The 16946-nt window shown below is 68.7% G+C and carries 17 protein-coding genes; 5 read left to right on the plus strand and 12 right to left on the minus strand.

Annotated elements, in window-relative coordinates; translation table 11 throughout:
• Positions 1-3: 3 nt before the first annotated feature.
• Positions 4-837, minus strand: coding sequence for a hypothetical protein (locus tag HNP48_RS22545; protein WP_184861314.1), 834 nt, complete (start codon positions 835-837; stop codon positions 4-6).
• 152 nt (positions 838-989) lie between these two features.
• On the opposite strand from HNP48_RS22545, the gene HNP48_RS22550 reads away from it, so the two are divergent.
• Positions 990-1796 (plus strand): hypothetical protein, encoded by an 807-nt coding sequence (locus HNP48_RS22550; protein ID WP_184861316.1) that lies wholly within the window; start codon positions 990-992, stop codon positions 1794-1796.
• A gap of 13 nt (positions 1797-1809) precedes the next feature.
• Here HNP48_RS22550 and HNP48_RS22555 read toward each other — a convergent pair whose 3' ends face one another.
• From HNP48_RS22555 to HNP48_RS22590, 8 genes are read right to left on the minus strand one after another with little or no spacing between them, the layout of a single operon-like run.
• Entirely contained in the window at positions 1810-2646 is an 837-nt protein-coding gene (locus tag HNP48_RS22555; RefSeq protein WP_184861318.1) for an SDR family NAD(P)-dependent oxidoreductase, read from the minus strand.
• A 4-nt stretch (positions 2647-2650) separates the two neighbouring features.
• Positions 2651-3397, minus strand: a complete 747-nt coding sequence (locus tag HNP48_RS22560; protein ID WP_184861320.1) for an SDR family NAD(P)-dependent oxidoreductase — start codon at positions 3395-3397, stop codon at positions 2651-2653.
• Positions 3390-4319: a branched-chain amino acid ABC transporter permease gene (locus HNP48_RS22565; protein ID WP_007856869.1), complete on the minus strand. Its 930-nt coding sequence runs from the start codon at positions 4317-4319 to the stop codon at positions 3390-3392. The genes HNP48_RS22560 and HNP48_RS22565 overlap by 8 nt, the downstream gene beginning before the upstream one ends.
• Positions 4320-4326: 7 nt before the next feature.
• A complete protein-coding gene (locus HNP48_RS22570) occupies positions 4327-5616 on the minus strand; it encodes an ABC transporter substrate-binding protein (protein WP_184861322.1) in 1290 nt (429 codons plus the stop codon).
• A 10-nt stretch (positions 5617-5626) separates the two neighbouring features.
• Complete coding sequence (locus HNP48_RS22575; RefSeq protein WP_184861323.1) at positions 5627-6946, minus strand: ABC transporter substrate-binding protein; 1320 nt, start codon at positions 6944-6946, stop codon at positions 5627-5629.
• Positions 6947-6995: 49 nt separating this feature from the next.
• Positions 6996-7901 (minus strand): NAD(P)-dependent oxidoreductase, encoded by a 906-nt coding sequence (locus HNP48_RS22580; protein ID WP_184861325.1) that lies wholly within the window; start codon positions 7899-7901, stop codon positions 6996-6998.
• A gap of 13 nt (positions 7902-7914) precedes the next feature.
• Entirely contained in the window at positions 7915-9855 is a 1941-nt protein-coding gene (gene iolC, locus HNP48_RS22585) for a bifunctional 5-dehydro-2-deoxygluconokinase/5-dehydro-2-deoxyphosphogluconate aldolase (RefSeq protein WP_184861327.1), read from the minus strand.
• Positions 9852-10715 carry a MurR/RpiR family transcriptional regulator gene (locus HNP48_RS22590; RefSeq protein ID WP_184861329.1) on the minus strand — a complete coding sequence of 288 codons (864 nt, stop codon included), beginning with the start codon at positions 10713-10715 and terminating at the stop codon, positions 9852-9854. Before HNP48_RS22590 ends, iolC begins: the two co-directional genes overlap by 4 nt.
• A gap of 391 nt (positions 10716-11106) precedes the next feature.
• On the opposite strand from HNP48_RS22590, the gene HNP48_RS22595 reads away from it, so the two are divergent.
• Genes HNP48_RS22595 through HNP48_RS22610 form a run of 4 tightly spaced genes read left to right on the plus strand, consistent with a single transcriptional unit; the run spans position 11107 to position 14250 of the window.
• Entirely contained in the window at positions 11107-12138 is a 1032-nt protein-coding gene (locus tag HNP48_RS22595; RefSeq protein WP_184861331.1) for a branched-chain amino acid ABC transporter permease, read from the plus strand.
• A gap of 2 nt (positions 12139-12140) precedes the next feature.
• Complete coding sequence (locus HNP48_RS22600) at positions 12141-12884, plus strand: ABC transporter ATP-binding protein (RefSeq protein ID WP_221480312.1); 744 nt, start codon at positions 12141-12143, stop codon at positions 12882-12884.
• On the plus strand, positions 12881-13612 hold the full coding sequence (locus HNP48_RS22605) for an ABC transporter ATP-binding protein (RefSeq protein WP_260420341.1): 732 nt from the start codon (positions 12881-12883) through the stop codon (positions 13610-13612). Before HNP48_RS22600 ends, HNP48_RS22605 begins: the two co-directional genes overlap by 4 nt.
• Positions 13609-14250, plus strand: a complete 642-nt coding sequence (locus tag HNP48_RS22610; RefSeq protein WP_221480313.1) for an ATP-binding cassette domain-containing protein — start codon at positions 13609-13611, stop codon at positions 14248-14250. Before HNP48_RS22605 ends, HNP48_RS22610 begins: the two co-directional genes overlap by 4 nt.
• Positions 14251-14254: 4 nt before the next feature.
• Here the strand turns inward: HNP48_RS22610 and HNP48_RS22615 are convergent, their stop codons facing one another.
• From HNP48_RS22615 to HNP48_RS22625, 3 genes are read right to left on the minus strand one after another with little or no spacing between them, the layout of a single operon-like run.
• Positions 14255-14680 carry an RNA-binding S4 domain-containing protein gene (locus HNP48_RS22615; RefSeq protein WP_184861335.1) on the minus strand — a complete coding sequence of 142 codons (426 nt, stop codon included), beginning with the start codon at positions 14678-14680 and terminating at the stop codon, positions 14255-14257.
• The gene (locus HNP48_RS22620; RefSeq protein WP_184861337.1) at positions 14677-16164 is read right to left on the minus strand and encodes a sensor histidine kinase; all 1488 of its coding nucleotides are present in this window, start codon (positions 16162-16164) and stop codon (positions 14677-14679) included. The genes HNP48_RS22615 and HNP48_RS22620 overlap by 4 nt, the downstream gene beginning before the upstream one ends.
• Entirely contained in the window at positions 16161-16859 is a 699-nt protein-coding gene (locus HNP48_RS22625) for a response regulator transcription factor (protein ID WP_184861339.1), read from the minus strand. Before HNP48_RS22625 ends, HNP48_RS22620 begins: the two co-directional genes overlap by 4 nt.
• Positions 16860-16946 lie beyond the last annotated feature (87 nt).

Consider the following 16946-nt stretch of genomic DNA (forward strand, 5'->3'; position numbering starts at 1 on the left):
GCGTCAAAAGTGGGGGATGTCCGCTGCCTTGTGCGCGCACACGGATGCCCAGGTGGCCTCGAACACCCGTGCGGTCTTGCGGCTGTCGACGGCGAGGAACTGCGGATCAGCAGACACGTAGAAGCGCTGGAATCCCTCGCGCGCGCCCGAGGCGCTGCCTGCATCGACCTCGCCACACAGCACGTGCAAGGGGCCGGTGCTCACGAAAAGTTTGCGGTACCGGGCGGCCTCTGGCACGGGGATCTGCGCCTTGAGGGCCTCCTTGGCGCGCGCGAGAAAGCGGGTGTAGTTGCCCGCCTGGATTTCCTCGCGCTGCAGGGCGCGAGCATGCATGCTGTCGAGCACATCTCCGCTGGCCACCTTGCCGTTGCTGGTGATGGAGGTGATCCGGTGCTCCGCGCGGTCCACATTGCAGTACACCGGTTGCTTGCCGGGCAGGGCGGGCCATGCCACGGACATTTCGCGGGGTGACGACGCTTCGGCGCTCTCGGCCGCCTCGGCCTCGCGACCCTGGGCGACGGTGATCAGCCGGGTGCACATCCGCACTGCATCGGCCAGGGCCAGCGGCGGCAATTGGCTGGTGACCGCTGCCACAGGCGGCGGCACCGCGGCCGGTGCGGGCGCAGCGGGTGCGGCCGGCACGGGCGCCGGTGGTACAGAACTGGGCACCGCCGCCGGTTGCCGGGTGGCCTCCTTGAAGCACGCCAGCCGCTTTTTTGCATCGGGCAGCCGGTTGTAGGCTTCCAGCAGCAGGTCAGAGGGCTGTGCGGTGGCCAAAGCGGCGGCAGCAGCCAGGGCCAGGGGGATGGCACTGCGCAAAAGGGCGTGGTGGGGCATGGGCGTCGAGGGTCCTTGGGGTTCTGCGTGTCCAGGCGGCCGGCCTGCCAACGCTGGATTCTAGGGGCGCGCTGCGCCGGGATTTGTATGATGGGCAACACAGCGCCGTGGGTGGCGCAGGACAAAGCGAGGCAGGTATGCGGGGGAGCGGAATGCGGCGATTCGGTATGGCGGGCTGGTGCTGGGCGGTGCTGCTGGGCAGCTGTCCGGTGGCCTGGGCTGCACCGCCGCTGAAGATGTGGGAGGGGCTGGAAATCCAGCTGGACGATGCCGTCGCCCGCCGTGCAGTGCTGCGGGCCCGCCTCACAGCCGACCCCACGGCCGCCGATGCCGACGCGCTGGGCCATGAGATCCAGTCGCTCAACCAGTCCGTGCGGCAGACCGAGCGTGCGCTCAGCTATGCGCCCACGGTGCCTGTGTCGGCGGAGCCCTTCGATCCGGTCTACCGCGGTCCGGTGCCCGCAGCCGCGAAGCCGGCCGCCCGCATCAAGTCCGCCATCTGGACCGCGCTGACGGAGGACGAGCGCGTGGCCATTGCGTCACGGTGGCGGGTCGAGCTGCTGCACGCGGGTCGGTACGGATGGATTGCCGATGCCCAGACGGTGGACGAGTCCACGCCCGGCACCACCGGCGGAGCTTACACGGGCGCCATGCTGGGCCAGGCCGCGTACATCGACCGCGCGTTTCGCCCCGGCAACAACTACTCGGCCGGCGTGCAGGTGCTTGCGGGTGTACTCGGTGCGGTGGCCGGTTCGTCGATGGACCGGCCGCCTGCCCCGTCGTTCCGTACGCGCTACCACGTGCGCACGGAAGACGGCCGCATGGTGGTGGAGGACCAGAGCCGCAGTGATCCCTTCCGCATGCCCCTGTCCACCTGTGTGGAGCTACCGTCCTTGTCGGACAGCGATCCCTCGCTGTGTTCGCAGACCATCGAGATGGTCCGCAGCAAGTACCTGTAGACGGGGCTGCCGCCTACTGGCTCGCCGTGATCCCCCCGTCGATGTACAGCACCTGCCCGGTGACGAACGAGGCCGCGGGGCTGGTGAAGAACACTGCGGCGCCGGCCACGTCCTTGGGGTCGGCCACGCGGCCCAGGGGGATGCGGCCCAGCACCTGGGCGCGGGTCTCGGGGTTTTCCAGCCAGTGGCGGGCCATCTCGGTGCGCACCACGGTGGGCGCGATGCCGTTGACGGTGATGCCGTGCGGCGCCAGCTCGCTCGCATGCTGGCGGATGAGCAGGGTGAGTGCACCCTTGCTCGCGCAGTAGGCCGAATAGCCGCGCCCGCGCAGCCCCAACTGGGAGCGCACCGACGAGAGGTGCACCTGGGCACCGCCCCGGCCGCCCGCGATCTGGTGGCGCGCCACGGCCTGGGCCAGGAACATGGCGGACTTGAGGTTGACCTGCATGACCTCGTCGAAGGCCTCCTCGGTCACCTCCAGCAGCGCCTCTTCGCGCTGCATGCCCACGCAGTTGGCGAGGATGTCGAGCTGCCCGAAGTGCGCGGCGACTGCGTCCGCGCTGTCACGGATGCTTGGCACGGAGTGCGCGTCCATGGCCAGGCCCAGGGCCTCGTGGCCTGCGGCCTGCAGCTCGGCCGCCAGCGCCTGTGCGCGCGCCGCGTCGCGGCCCGAGACGGCGACCTTGGCACCCGCCAGTGCCAGCGCCCAGGCGATGGCCTCGCCGATGCCGCCGTAGCCACCGGGCACATAGGCCACCTTGCCCGCCAGGTCGAACAGGCCCGAAAGCTCTTGCGCGAAGGCGATGCGCGGTGTGATGCCGTGGCCAGGGGGGTTGTCGTTGCCTGCCATGCCGTCAGTCCATCAGCAGGCCGCCGTTGAGATCGACGATCTCCCCGGTGATGAAGCCAGCCAGCGGCGATGCAAGAAAGCGCACCACGTGGGCGAATTCCTCGGGTTCGCAGAATCGGCCCACGGGGATGTCGCGCAGCAGCTTCTGGCGCTGCTCTTCGTTGAGCTGCTCGGTAATCATGGGGGTCTTCACATAGGCCGGCGAGATGCCGTTGGCCGTGACGCCGAAGGGCGCCAGCTCGCGCGCCAGCGAAAAGGTCAGCGAGGTCATGGCGCCCTTGGAAACGGAGTACGCCGTGCCCGCCGTGAGCCCGCCGGTTTTGGCCGCGAGCGAGCAGGTGTTGATGAGGCGGCCGAAGCGCCGCGCCTTCATGGACGGCACCACGCACTGCGCCAGGTAGAAGGCGCCATCGAGGTTGGCACCCAGCACCTGGCGCCACTCGACAGGGCTCGTCGCTTCGGCCTTGTTGTTGGAGAGCACGCCGGCATTGTTGAGCAGGATGTCCACCGGCCCCAGGGCGCGCACGATGGCGGCATGGCCGGCCTGCACGGCCTCGGGGTCGCTGATGTCGAAGGCGAAGGGCTGGGCGCGCGGGCCCAGCGCGGTGGCCAGGTCGGCCGTGCGCTGCCCGTTCACATCCACCAGGGCCACTTGGCAGCCGTCTTCTAGCAACACCTTCACGGCCGCCAGGCCCATGGTGCCCGCAGCACCGGTGACGATGGCCACCTTGTCTTTCAGGGGTTCAGACATCCAGCACACTCTTCTTTCCGAACAGGCCGCGGGAGCGGAAGGTCACCACGGCAATGAACAACAGGTACATGGACATCAGCGACCATTCCGAAGCATACGCCCCGGTCAGCCCCACGACCATGCCCACCATGAGCCCGGCGATCACCGCGCCCCAGAGCGAACCCACGCCACCCAGCACGATGATGAGGAAGGCGGGCACCACCGCATCCACCCCCACATGCGGGCGTATGCCCCAGATGGGCGCCATCACCACGCCGGCAATCGCCGCCAGCCCCACGCCGATGCCGAACACCAGCAGGCGCAGGCGCTTCAAGTTGATGCCCAGGGCGCGCACCATCTCGCTGTCGTGCGCGCCGGCCTTGATGATGGCGCCATAGGGCGTGCGCTCCAGAAACAGCCAGAGCGCCAGGATCATCAGCACCGCGAAGCCGCTGGCGAAGAAGCGGTACTTTGAATAGATCAAATCGCCGAGCAGGAAGGCGCCCGAGATCGCCGCGGGCAGTGCCAGCTGCTTCTCGTTGGAGCCCCACACCAGGCGGATGGTCTCCTCGATCACCAGGGCCGCGCCAAAGGTCAGCAGCAGGCCGTAGAGCGGGTCGCGCCCGTAGGTTCGGCGCATGCACAGCTCCAGCAGCATGCCGAACAGGCCCACGAACACCGGCGCCAGCAGCAGCGCCACCAGGTAGCGTGTCTCGATGGGCAGGGCCATGTACCAGGCCTGCAGGCCCGGGAACCAGCCCAGCTGGGGCGAGACGAAGAACAGCGCGACGTACATGCCCAAGGCGAACAGCGAGCCGTGCGCGAGGTTGATGGTCTCCATGACGCCGACGATGAGCATGAAGCCCAGCGCGATCAGCGCGAACAGCAGCCCCAGCGAGATGCCGTTGACCAGGTGCGGCAGCAGTTGAAAAAGCCAGTCCATGGGGGTCCTAGGGTTCGAAGGTGGGGGTTGCGGCGTACGACTCGAGTTGGCAGGTGCGCAGGCTGTCGCGGTCCTGCACCTCGTCGGGCCGCTGCTGGCCCAGGATGCGGAAGCTATCGTCCGGCTCGCGCGGCTGGGTGTTGTAAGCGGCCATGTAGATGGTCTGCTGCAGCTGGTGCGTGGCGGGGTTCATCCATGCGTCATGGTGCTGCATGCGTTGCGCCGCCGGGATGCGCAGCGCCTCCAGCTCCTTGATGAGGCGGATGTTGTGCGTGCTGCCCACGCGCTCGATGGCGCGCAGCAGCTCGCGCGTGGCCATATAGCCGTTGTAGAAGACATTGCCCGGCTTGCGGATGCGGTAGCCCGGGTTGGCCTTGGCATAGCGGGCATTGAACTCGGCGACGCCCGCCAGACGCAGACCCCAGTACCAGGTGGTGCCGAAGATGCCGAACAGCACCTCGGGCCCGGCACCGTAGACATCGGGCCAGTCCTGCTGGTTGTTGATCCAGCCGAAGATGCGGTCCATTTTGGCGCCGCGCACCTGCTCGCGCAGGGCCTTGACGTCGTCGCCGCCGACGGCGGTGGCGATCACGCCGGGCTTGATCTGCTGGATGCGCTGCAGCTGGGCCGAGAAATCGCGCGTGTTCTGCGGCACCACCATCTCCTGCACGATGGTGCCGCCGTTGCCCTCGACGATGGCACGGATGCCCTGGGCGGTGCTGCGGCCCCAGGCATAGTCGCTGGTGATGAGCGCCCACTCGCGGCCGAAGCCGGTCATGGCGCCGCGCACGATGGAGGTGGAGAAGTTCGTGCCATTGCCGTCCCAGACGAACTTGGTGCGGTGGCAGTCCTTGCCGGCCTCGGTGGGTGAGCTTGAATTGGTGTTGAAGTAGATGCAGCCATGCCGCTGCGCCACCGTGGAGATGGCGCTGGCGGCGCCGGAATGCACGGCCCCGACCAGGAAGGCGCAGTCCTGCTGCTCCAGCATGTGGCGCGCCACGGCCGTGGCCTTGGCCGGGTCGCCGCCGGTGTCGGCGTGCACCGTCTCGATGGGGCGGCCCAGCACGCCGCCGCGTTCGTTGGCCTCGTGCACCGCCATCAGAATGCCGCGCTGCTCGTCCTGCCCGCTGGCGCCGTACTGGCCGGTGTCGTCGGTGGTCAGGCCGATGCGCAGCGGCTTCTTGCCGCGCGCCTGGGCCCAGGCATGGTGGACCTGCCAGGGCCCCATGGCGCCGAGCACGGCCGCTGCCGCACCGCGGACCAGGCGCCGCCGGTTGATGCTGGTGCTGCTGCTCATGGCGGCGGGCTCAGGCCTCGTAGCTCGGCGTGGCCTCGTAGCTTTCGAGCTTGCAGGCGCCGGCCGCGTCCTTGTCCACCACTTCCTGGGGCTCGATCTGCGCGAGGATCTTGAAGATGTCGTCCTTCTCGGTGGGCTGCTCGTTGTAGCTGGCCATGTAGATGGTCTGCTGGCACTGGTGGGTGACGGGGTCCATCCAGGCGTCGAAGTGTTGCAGCCGGTCGGCCGCGGCCATCTTGCGGCCTTCGAGCTTCTTGATGATGGCGATGTTGTTGGTGGTGCCGGCTTCTTCCACGCAGCGCAGCAGCTCGCGCGTGGCCATGTAGGCGTTGTGGTACACGTTGCCCGGCACGCGGATCGCCATGCCCGGGAACTGCTTCTGGTAGGCCGCCACGAACTCGCGCACGCCCGGCAGGTTCAGCCGGTAGTACCAGGTGGTGCCGAACACGCCGAAGATCGCGTCCGGCCCCAGGCCGTACACGTCGGGCCAGTCCTGCTGGTTATTGATCCAGGCCATGCTGTTGTTCATCTTGAGCTGCACCACCTGCTGGCGCAGCGCCTTGATGTCGTCGCCGCCCACCGCGGTGGCCACCACCTGGGGCTTGAGCTGCTGCAGCTTGAGCAGGTAGGCCGAGAAATCACGCGTGTTCTGCGGCACCATCAGCTCCTCGACGATGCGCCCGCCATTGGCCTCCACCGCGGCGCGCGTGGCCTTGGCCGTGCTGTGGCCCCACACGTAGTCGTTGGTCAGCAGCACCCAGTTGCGCCCGCTGGCCTTGATGGCGTTCTTGACGATGGCGTTGGAAAAATTGGTGCCGTTGCCGTCCCACACGAACTTGGTGCGGTGGCAGTCCTTGCCGGCCTCGGTGGGCGAGCTGGAGTTGGTGTTGAGGAACACCGTGCCGTACTTCTGCGCCACCTGCGAGATGGCGTTGGACACGCCCGAATGCACCGCACCGATGAGGAAGGCCGCGTCGTTGCGCGTGATCATGCGCTCGGCGATGCGCGAGCCCGTGGCGGGCGTGGTCTCGGTGTCCATGTGGATGGCCTCGATGCGCCGGCCCAGCACGCCGCCCTTGTCGTTGAACTCCTTGATGGCCATCATCGCGCCCAGCCGCTCCTCGCCGCCCGAGGCCGCGTACAGACCCGAGGCGTCCATGGTCAGGCCGATGATGAGCGGCTTCTTCTGCGCCGTCTGGGCCCAGGCGTGGTGGTGCTTCCACGGGCCGTAGAACGGGGCCGCGCCGTACAGGCCGGCGCCCGCGAGGGCCAGGGCCGACTGCTTGAGCAGCGCGCGGCGCGATGAAATGCTGTCCTTGAAATCGCTCATGGTTGTCTCCTTGTCGGGCGGGTGCCTGTTGTGGTCTATGGGGGGGGAATCAGCGGGGAACGATGGCCACGGCGTTGGCCTTTTCCTGGGCCTCGAAGAGCGAAGCGATCAGCTTGTCGCCAAAGCCCAGGTTCACGGCCTGCACGAAGCTCTGGTGCGCGGCCTCGCCCATGAAGCTCGCCACGGGCAGCATCTCGGCCAGGTGGGTGTAGTAGCGCAGGTCCTTGCGGGCGTTGGAAATGCCGAACTTGAAGCCCGTGACGTCGCCGCTTTGCAGCGTCTCCTTGGCCATCATCTGGAAGATGCCGCAGTTCACGCCGCCGGCTGAGACCACGTTGTAGAGCTTGTTCAGGTCCAGCCCGGACTTGGCGGCCACGGCGAAGGCCTCGGCGATGCAGGCGGCAAAGCTCATGGCCATCATGTTGTTCACGAGCTTGAGCACATGGCCGTGGCCGGGCGGGCCCACGTGGAAGACGTTCTCGCAAAAGGCCCGCAGCACGGGCTCCAGCGTGGCGAAGTCCTCGGCATCGGCGCCCACCATGGTGTTCAGTCGGCCTTCCTCGGCCTCCTTGGGGGTGCGGGCCAGGGGCGCGTCGATGAGTTTCACGCCGCGTGCCGCCAGGTCGGCGCGGATGCGCGCGCTCGACTCGGGCTCGGCCGTGGAGGTGTCCACCACCCGCAGGCCGGGGCGCGCTGCCTCCAGCAGGCCGTCCTTGCCGTAGACGATGTCTTCCACCTGGGGCGAGCCGGTGACGCAGATGAAGACGATGTCGCTGGCCTGCGCGCAGGCGGCATTGCTCTTTGCCTCCTTGGCGCCGGCGTCCAGCAGGTCGGCCAGGTTGGCGCGGTTGCGGTTGGCCTTGAGGGTCAGGGCGTAGCCCTTGGCCAGCAGGTTCTTGGCCATGCCGTGGCCCATCATGCCGATGCCGATGAAGCCGATGTTCGGTGTGCTCATGGGGGTGTCTCCTTCAGAAAATGGCGCTCACGGCCTCGGACATGCCCGCACGGGCTTCGTCCCACAGGACGACCAGGCGTGCGTAGCGATGGGCGATGTCGGTGATCACTTCGGCATCGCTGATCTGGCCCGCGAACCAGCGGTCCGCGGCCTCGGCGAAGATCGTGCGGCCCACCGCGAAGCCCCGGCACACGGGGTGGGCGGCGGCAATGCGGAAGCTGCGGGCCAGGGTTTCTTCGCTCGCCTCCAGGCCCAGCATCAGCACGCCGCGGCAGTGCGCATCGTTGCGCGCGATGGTGCGGGCGATGTCCTGCCACTCGGCGTCGCTCTGTGCGGCGGGCAGCTTCCACCAGTCAGGGGCGAGTCCGGCGTCGTACATCTGCTGCAGGGTGCGGGCGAGCGTGGTGGCGTCGCGCAGCATCTCGCGCGGCGGTATCACCTCGATCAGGAACTCGTGTTGCGTGGCATGGCTGGCCGCCTGCAACTGCAGCAGGCGCTCGGCCTGCGCATCGCGCAGGGCCTGGCTGTCGTCGGGGTGCCAGTAGAGCAGGCACTTGGCCACATGCTCGGCGGGCCAGCTGCGCATCTCGATGGCCAGGTGCTCGCCGGCCTCGAAGGCCAGCGGGCGCGAGCCGGGCAGCTCCACCGGCCGCCCCACCCACCAGCCCTTGCCGGTGAGCGAGGGCAGCACGTCTTCGCCGAAGCGGCTGTCCAGCAGCACCCCGGCGCCCACATGCGTGCCCGCGCCGTGGCGAGCGCCCTGTGCCACCAGCTGCTTGAAGCTGCGGATGGCGGCTTCACCCTGCCCATGGCGTGCGGCGATCTCTTCGAGCTGCGAGCGGTGGTCGAAGGCCAGCACCACCAGCTCGCCCCAGCGGCGCGTGCGTGTGGTGCTGCGGTGCAGGTGTTCGAGCACCGGGTCTTCGCGCAGGCGCCGCGTGGGCGAACCGTTGTGCAGAAAGTGCTGCAGCTCCACCCAACTGGCCATGGCCGGCGAGCAGCCGTGGCGCGAGACCACGATGGCGCCGCAGGCATTGGCCCAGGCGCAGCACTGGGACAGGGGCTCGTCCTTGAGCCAGCCGCGCAGAAAGCCCGCCATGAAGGCATCGCCTGCGCCCAGCACGTTGAACACCTCGACCGGGAAGCCGGGGCCCTGCAGGCCCTCATCCAGGCTGTCGGGGATGGCACGGTCGAAAGCCACGCAGCCCATGGGGCCGCGCTTGACCACGAGCAGCGCCGGGGTCAGCGCGCGCAGGCGGCGCAGTGCCTGCAGAGTGTCGGTGCTGCCGCCTGCGATGTGGATCTCTTCCTCGGTGCCCACGACCAGATCGCAGTCGGCGATCACGCCCTGCAGGTGGGCCGTGACCTTGTCGTCCGCCACGAAGCGCTGCTCACCCATGCCCGGGCTGGTCAGCCCCCAGAGCACGGGGCGGTAGTCGATGTCCAGCACGATGCGGGTGCCGCGCTCGCGCGCCAGCCCAATGGCGGCGCGGCAGGCCTCGAAGGTCCGGGGCTGCGACAGGTGCGTGCCCGAGAGCAGCAGCGCCGTGGCCGAGCCGATGAAATCGCCGTCGATGTCCTCGGCCGAGAGCGCCATGTCGGCGCAGTGGTCGCGGTAGAACACCAGCGGAAAGGTCTCGCGGTCCTGGATGCCCAGGAACACCAGGCCCGTGAGGCGCCGCGCGTCGGTGGCCACATGGCTGGTGTCCACGCCTTCGGCGGCCAGGGCCTCGCGCACGAAGCGACCATGGTGCTCGTCGCCCACGCGGGTCAGCATGGCGGGCCTGAGGCCCAGGCGCGCCACGCCCACGGCAGTGTTGGCGGGCGAGCCGCCCAGGTACTTGCTGAAGCTCTGCATGTCTTCGAGCCGGCCGCCGATCTGCTCGCCGTACAGGTCGACGGCGGCGCGGCCCATGCAGATCACGTCGAAGCGGCGGGAGGGCGCAGGGTTCATGGTCGGGCCTTTCGTGGGGTGCGCGGCTGCGGCGCGGGTTTTTCGGCCAGGTGGTGGCCGGTGCTCATGACCAGTGCCTGTGCCAGGCACATCGGCGCCACCAGGGAGCGGAACGGTTTGGAGGAGTCGTCGGCCAGCTCGAAGCAGACCCGGGACGGCTCCACCAGCGGCGAGAGCGGGCCATCGGTGATGGCGATGACGGGCACGCCGCGGCGGCTGCAGGTCTGGGCGGCGTGCACCACGTCGGGCGAGTAGCTGCGAAAGCTGGCCACCAGCAGCACGTCGCTGCTGTCCACCGAGCGCAGGTTCTCATCGAGCATGCCGCCAGCGCCGTCGAGCAGGTGGGTCTTGAGCTCCAACTGGCCGAGCGCATAGCTCAGGTAGCAGGCGATGGGGAAGGCGCGGCGCTGGGCCAGCACATGCACGCGGCCCGCAGCGGCGATGAGCTTCACGGCGGCGCGCAGGTCCGCCTCGCGCACGGCTTCTTCCAGATGGCCGAGCTCGTTCATGGACTCGCTGGTCAACTGGTGCAGCACGCCGGCGGGCGCGCGCTGGCCGGTGGCCTGCTCGCGGCGCAACTGGTCGATGCGCTCGCGGTAGGTGGCCGAGCGCTCCACCAGGTGCCCGCGGAACACCTGCTGCATGTCGGAAAAGCCCTTGTAGCCGAGCGCATTGGCAAAGCGGATCATGGCCGAGGGTTGGACCTCGGTGGCCTCGGCCAGTGCGGCCACGGTGCCCAGCGCCAGCTCCTGCGGCTTTTCCAGGGCGAAGCGGGCAATGCGCTGCAGCTGCTTGGACATGTCGGGGTAGGCGCGCGTGATGGCGTCCTTGAGCTCGTCGTAGGTGGTGGCGCTGTCCATGGGTCGTCGTGTGCTGGCGGGTGGGTATCGGGAAACTACTAGAACAAAAATTCTTGTGTGATCGAATATTAGAACGTACATTCTGTTTTCGCAAGACATTTAGAACCTGTTCCAAGTCTTTTTGCAGCCGCGCAAGTCCCTTTTCGGGATGGGATGCAAGGCGCGGTGCGCAGTTGATAGCTCGGCTATCAACAAGCGCCGCAACGCCGCAGACCGCCCGAAAAGGCACTTGCCCGGAGGGTTGGAGTGAAATCGGGCGATTGGACGCCCCGGCTGCTTGCATGGGCATGAGCCCATGCGGCGCATCCGAAGCATCCACTCATCCCGATTGCACGCCAACGCGGCTGCAAAAAGGCTTGGAACAGGTTCTCTGAACAAGGGTTTTCCCGCCATGCAATTCAATCCGGGTCGAGCCAGCCCGCTACCTGCTCCACTGCTCATCACCGTTGCGGTGCTGTTCTCCACACCGCTGTGGATTGCGGGCGCAGGCCTGTACCAGTACCTGGCGCTGGAAATCATGATCTGGATGCTGTTCGCGCTCGGGTACAACCTGCTGCTGGGCACGGCGGGCTTGCCGTCGTTCGGGCACGGGGCCTACTTCGGCATCGGCGCCTATGCCTTCGGGCTGCTGCAGCACAAGCTGTGGGCCAACCTGTGGTTCGACCTGGCGGGCGCGGTGCTGGTGGCGGCGGTGCTGGGTGCGCTGGTGGGGCTGTTCATCTCGCACCGGCGCGGCATCTACTACGCGTTGCTGACCATCGCCTTCGGGCAGGTGTTCTGGTTCATCGCCAACAAGTGGCACACGGTGACGGGCGGGGAGGACGGGCTGCTCAACATCAAGCGGCTGCCGGTGGAGTTGGGCTTTGCGTCGCTGCCGCTCAAGAGCAACGAGGCGCTGTTCTATTTCTGCCTGGCGGTGTTCGCCGTCACCGTGGCGCTGCTGTGGCGGCTGGTGCATTCGCCCTTTGGCCGGGTGCTCAACGCCATCCGCCAGAACGAGACGCGCGCCGCCTTCGTGGGCTACCACGTGTGGCTCTACAAATGGCTGGCGTTCACGCTGTCGGCCGGGGTGGCGGGCCTGGCGGGCGCCCTGTTCGCCATGGCCCAGCAGTCGGCCTACCCCAATGTGATGAGCCTGCACAACTCGGGCTTCGTGGTGATGATGGTGCTGATCGGCGGCGGGCTGGTGAGCTTCTGGGGGCCGCTGATCGGCGCAGCCGTCTTCATCCTGGCGCGCGACCTGCTGGGCGCCTACACCGAGACCTGGCTGCTCTGGTATGGCCTGGTGTTCATGGTGCTGGTGCTCTACAAGCCCGAGGGCGTGGCCGGCATGTGGCAGGACTGGCGCATGCGCCGGGCCCGGGCCGCAGCCGCTGCCCGGCCCGCTGCGCCGGCCCTCTCCATCCAGAAAAAGGAGGCATGAGCATGTTGTTCGAAGCGAAAGGGCTGTCCAAGCGGTTCGGTGAGCAGGTGGTGCTCGAAGACATCACGCTCGGCGTGCAGGAGGGCCAGTTGGCCGGCATCATGGGCCCCAACGGGGCGGGCAAGACCACCTGCTTCAATGTGCTGACCGGGCGCTTCAAGCCCGACCGGGGCCGGGTGACCTTTGCGGGCGAGGACATCACGGGCCTGGCCCCGCGCGAGATTGCGAAGAAGGGCATCTCGCGCTCGTTCCAGATCATGAACCTGTTCAACGACGACTCGGCGCTGGACAACGTGCTCGTGGCCACGCCGCGCGTGCGGCGCCAGGGCTTCAATGGCTGGCGCGACCTGGGGGGCGACAGCGCCGCGCAGGACCAGGCTGCGGCCGTGCTGGCGCGCGTGGGCCTCCAGGGCAAGGAGCGCACGCCGGCCAAAAGCCTGTCGTACGGCGAGCGCCGCGCGCTGGAGATCGGCGTGGCGCTGGCGGCCGAGCCGCGCATGCTCTTTCTGGACGAGCCCACCGCCGGCCTGGGCGCCGAGGGCACGGCGCGCCTGGCCGACCTGGTGGCCGGGCTCAAGCGGGACCTCACCATCGTCATCATCGAGCACGACATGCAATTCCTGTTTCGCCTGGCCGACACGCTGTCGGTCATCCACTGGGGCCAGGTCATCGCGCGTGGCACCCCGGCCGAGCTGCGCCACAACGAATGGGTGCAGCGCTCCAACCTCGGGGCGCTGGCAGCATGAGCGCGGTGCCCAAACCCGCCCCATCGCCCGCCATGCTCTCGCTGCAGGGGGTGAACACCTTCTACGCCGAGACCCAGGCGCTGTTCAACGTATCGCTGGAGGTGGGCGCGGGTGAGGTCGTCGCGCTGCTGGGCCCCAATGGGGCGGGCAAGACCACCACGCTGCGCACCATCCTGGGCCTCACGCCGGCCAGGAGCGGCAGCGTGGCTTTCGACGGGCGCGACGTGACGCGCGCGGCCACGCACGAGATCGCCCAGAGCGGCATCGGCTGGGTGCCGGACGACCGGCGCATCTTCCCCACGCTCACCGTGGCGCGCAACCTGGCCATCGCGCGCAAGAAGACGCGCTTTCGCGCCTGGAGCGAGAAGGAGTGCTTCGAGATCTTCAGCGCCATGGAATACCTGATGCACCGCGAGTGCGAAAACCTCTCGGGCGGGGAGATGCAGATGGTGGCCATCTCGCGCGCGCTGCTGGGCTCGCCCGGGCTGGTGCTGTTCGACGAACCCAGCCAGGGCCTGGCGCCCAAGGTGGTGCAGGACGTGATGAAGACCATTGCACGCCTCAAGCGCGAGGGCATCGCCGTGCTGGTGGTGGAGCAGAACGTGCAGAGCGCGCTGCAGGTGGCCGACCGGGCCTATGTGATGAACGCCGGCACCATCGTGCACGAAGGCCCGGCGAGCGAGTTGCTGGACAACACCACGCTGCGCATGCAGCTCCTGGGGGTATGACCATGGCCAATGCGCCGCTTTTGCACGTGGACCGCCTGGCCAAGCACTACACGCGCGGCCTGCTGAACAAGGAACGCACCTTCTCGCTGGCGGCCGACTTCGTGGTCGATGGCCCGCAGGTCGTGGGCGTGATGGGCCCCAACGGCTCGGGCAAGACCACGCTGTTCGAGCTGATCACGGGCAGCAACCTGCCCAGCGCGGGGCGGGTGCTGGTGAACGGCCAGGACATCCACCAGGTGCGCACGCGCGAGCGCGACCGCCTGGCCATCCACTACCACCAGTCCTACCAGGTGCGCTCGTTCCAGCGCGGCAAGCCCAATTTTCTGCTGCAGCATGCGGCCAGCGACGCACCGCTGGTGCACCTGTTCGACGAGCCGCAGTTCAACACGCAGGACGGCTACATCGGCTTCATGCTCGACTTCTTCGCCACGCTGCGCGGCAAGGGCAAGCTGGTCTTTCTGTGCCTGCACCCGAACGAGCCCTACCACGTGGACATCCTGCGCCAGAGCTGCGAGCGCTTCCTCTTCGTGAACAAGGGCGTGGTGAGCCACGCGCCGGACTTCGATACCCTGGCGCGCGACCCGGCGGTGCGCAGCTACCTGGGGGCGCTGGCGCCGGCCCAGGCGATGGCCGCGTAGGGCATCACTCGTCGATCGATGCGCTCCAGCGGCTGTCCCAATCCGGAGCGCTCACACGCTCGATGTTGCGCCGGTCGCGCTTGGTGGGACGGCCTTCCTGCAGCGTGGCAGCCGGCTCGGGCGCCAGGCGGCGTTGTTCGGCCGCGGCCTCGCGGGCGGCAATGCTCTCGGCGGTCTCTTCGTACAGCAACTGGGCCACGGGGGCGGGGCCGCGCATGCCGCTCAGGGCGCGCACGGTCACGGTGCGGGCCACGGGGCCCTGGCGCAGGGCCACGGTGTCGCCGGGGCGCACATCGCGCGCGGGCTTTGCGGCCTGGCCGTTGACGGTGACGCGGCCCTTGCCGATCTCTTCGGTGGCCAGGCCACGGGTCTTGTAAAAGCGGGCGCACCAGAGCCACTTGTCCAGGCGCATCGTCTCGGTGGGGGTCATGCGCCCGATTGTGCCCCTTCCGGCATGCCCGCAGCGCCGGTGGTGGCGTCGGCCGAGGTGGCCAGTGGCAGCCGCACCACGGCGTCGAGCCCGAGCACGCGGCCGGCCTGGGTGCGGTTGGTCAATGCAATGCTGCCGCCCAGCGCCTGCACGATCTCCTGGCAGATGGCCAGGCCCAGGCCGCTGCCGGTGCGCACGTCGCCGGCCGAAAACGGCTGGAACAGGCGCAGCGCCAGCTCGTCGTCGATGCCGGGCCCATGGTCGCTGACCGTGAGCGCGGCGTGGCGGCCATCGGCGCGCAGCTCCACCGACAGCTCGCTGCCGGGCGGCGCGTGGCGCACGGCGTTATGCAGCAGGTTGCGCGTGAGTTCGCGCAGCATCCACTCATGCGCGACGATGGGCGCGGCATCGGTGTGGATGCCGAAGTCCAGGTCGCGCTGGGCGATCAGCGGCGAGATCTCCAGCGCCACGCCGCGCAGGATCTCGTCGAAGCGCGTCACGGGCGGGGCGCTCTGCTGGCGCAGCTGCTCCACCTTGGCCAGGGCCAGCATCTGGTTGGCCAGCTGCGTGGCGCGGTCCACGGTGTCGCGGATTTCGTGCAATGCCTGCTCGGCCGGCATGTCGCCACGCAGGGCCGACTGCACCTGGGTCTTGAGCACCGCCAGCGGCGTGCGCAGCTGGTGCGAGGCATCGCGCACGAAGCGTTTCTGGTGGCGCAGCAGGTGGCGCAGGCGCTGCAGGAATTCGTTGGTGCCCTCGATCAGGGGCTGCAGCTCGCGCGGCGCAGCGGGCGCGGTGATGGGGCTCAGGTCACCCTCCTGGCGGGCCTGCAGCTCCTGGCTGAGCTGGCGCACGGGCTGGGTGGCGCGCTGCACCACGAGCACCACCGTGATGCCGATCACGGCGATCAACAGGGCCTGGCGCAGCAGGGTGTTGCGCAGGTTCTGCAGCGCCAGGGTCTCGCGCACCTCCAGCGTCTCGGCCACCTGGATCACGGCCATGGCGCGCCCGGTGGAGCTGGCCACGGGTTGCAGCAGCACGGCCACGCGCACCGGCAGGCCGCGGAAGGTGTCGTCATAGAAGTCCACCAGCGCGGCGTAGGGCGGGCGCGCGGGGATGGTGCCCTTCCACAGCGGCAGCTCGTCAAAGCCCGAGATCAGCTCGCCCTGCAGGTTGGAGACGCGGTAGTACATGCGGCTCTTGTTGTCCGCCTCGAAGGCCTCGAGCGCCGAGTAGGGCACGATGGCGCGCAGGTGCGCGGCCTCCTCGTAGCCCGTCACGTCCAGCTGCTCGCTGATGCTCTTGGCCGAGGCCAGCAGCGTGCGGTCGTAGGCCGTGTTCAGCGAGGCCAGGGTCTGCTGGTAGGCGCTGATGGTGTTGTAGGTGATGAACACCACCACCGGCAGCAGAATGCCCAGCAGCAGCCGGCGGCGCAGCGAGTGGGGCCGCGGCGTGTGGGGTGCGGCCGGGGGCTTTCGGGTCATGCATCCGTCCTGAGCAGGTAGCCCAGGCCGCGCAGCGTCATGAGCGTGAGGCCCGTGCCCGCGAGCTTCTTGCGCAGCCGGTAGACCACCACTTCGATGGCCTCGTACTGCACGTCGAGCTGGCCGGGGAAGACCAGCTCGTACAGCCGCTCCTTGGTCACGGCATGGCCTGGCTGGGCCAGCAGCGCGTGCATCAGCGCCAGCTCGCGCGGGGTGAACTCCATCACTTCGCCGTTCAGGTAGATGGCGCCGCTATTGGTGTCGTAGCGGATGGCGCCGATCTGCTGCACGCTGGGGGGCAGGGCGGTGCTGGCCACCGGGTCGGCGCTGCGGCGCACCAGGGCGCGCAGGCGGGCCTCGAGCTCGTCCAGGTCGAAGGGCTTGGGCAGGTAGTCGTCGGCCCCGGAGTTGAGGCCCATGATGCGGTCGCCCACCGTGCCGCGCGCGGTGAGGATGATGACCGGCGTGCGCAGCCCGCGCGTGCGCGCCTGCTGCAGCACCTGCAGGCCATCGAGGCCGGGCAGCGTGAGGTCCAGCACCACCGCGTCGGGCGGCTGGGCCGCCCACTGCGCCAGCGCGGCGCGGCCATCGCCCACGGGCGTCACCTCCATGCCCCGGCGGCTCAGCGCCCGGTGCAGGGTCGCCTGCATGGTGGGATCGTCTTCGACAAGCAGCAATTTCATGCGCGGGACCATATCACTCCGAGCGGGCTTTTGGGTGCTCCCGTGCAGGAACCCTTCGGGCAAACCTCGCGGCCACTGGTGGTGCGGATCGGGATGGGG

The organism is Acidovorax soli, from assembly GCF_014207955.1.
Taxonomy (GTDB): domain Bacteria; phylum Pseudomonadota; class Gammaproteobacteria; order Burkholderiales; family Burkholderiaceae_C; genus Acidovorax; species Acidovorax soli_A.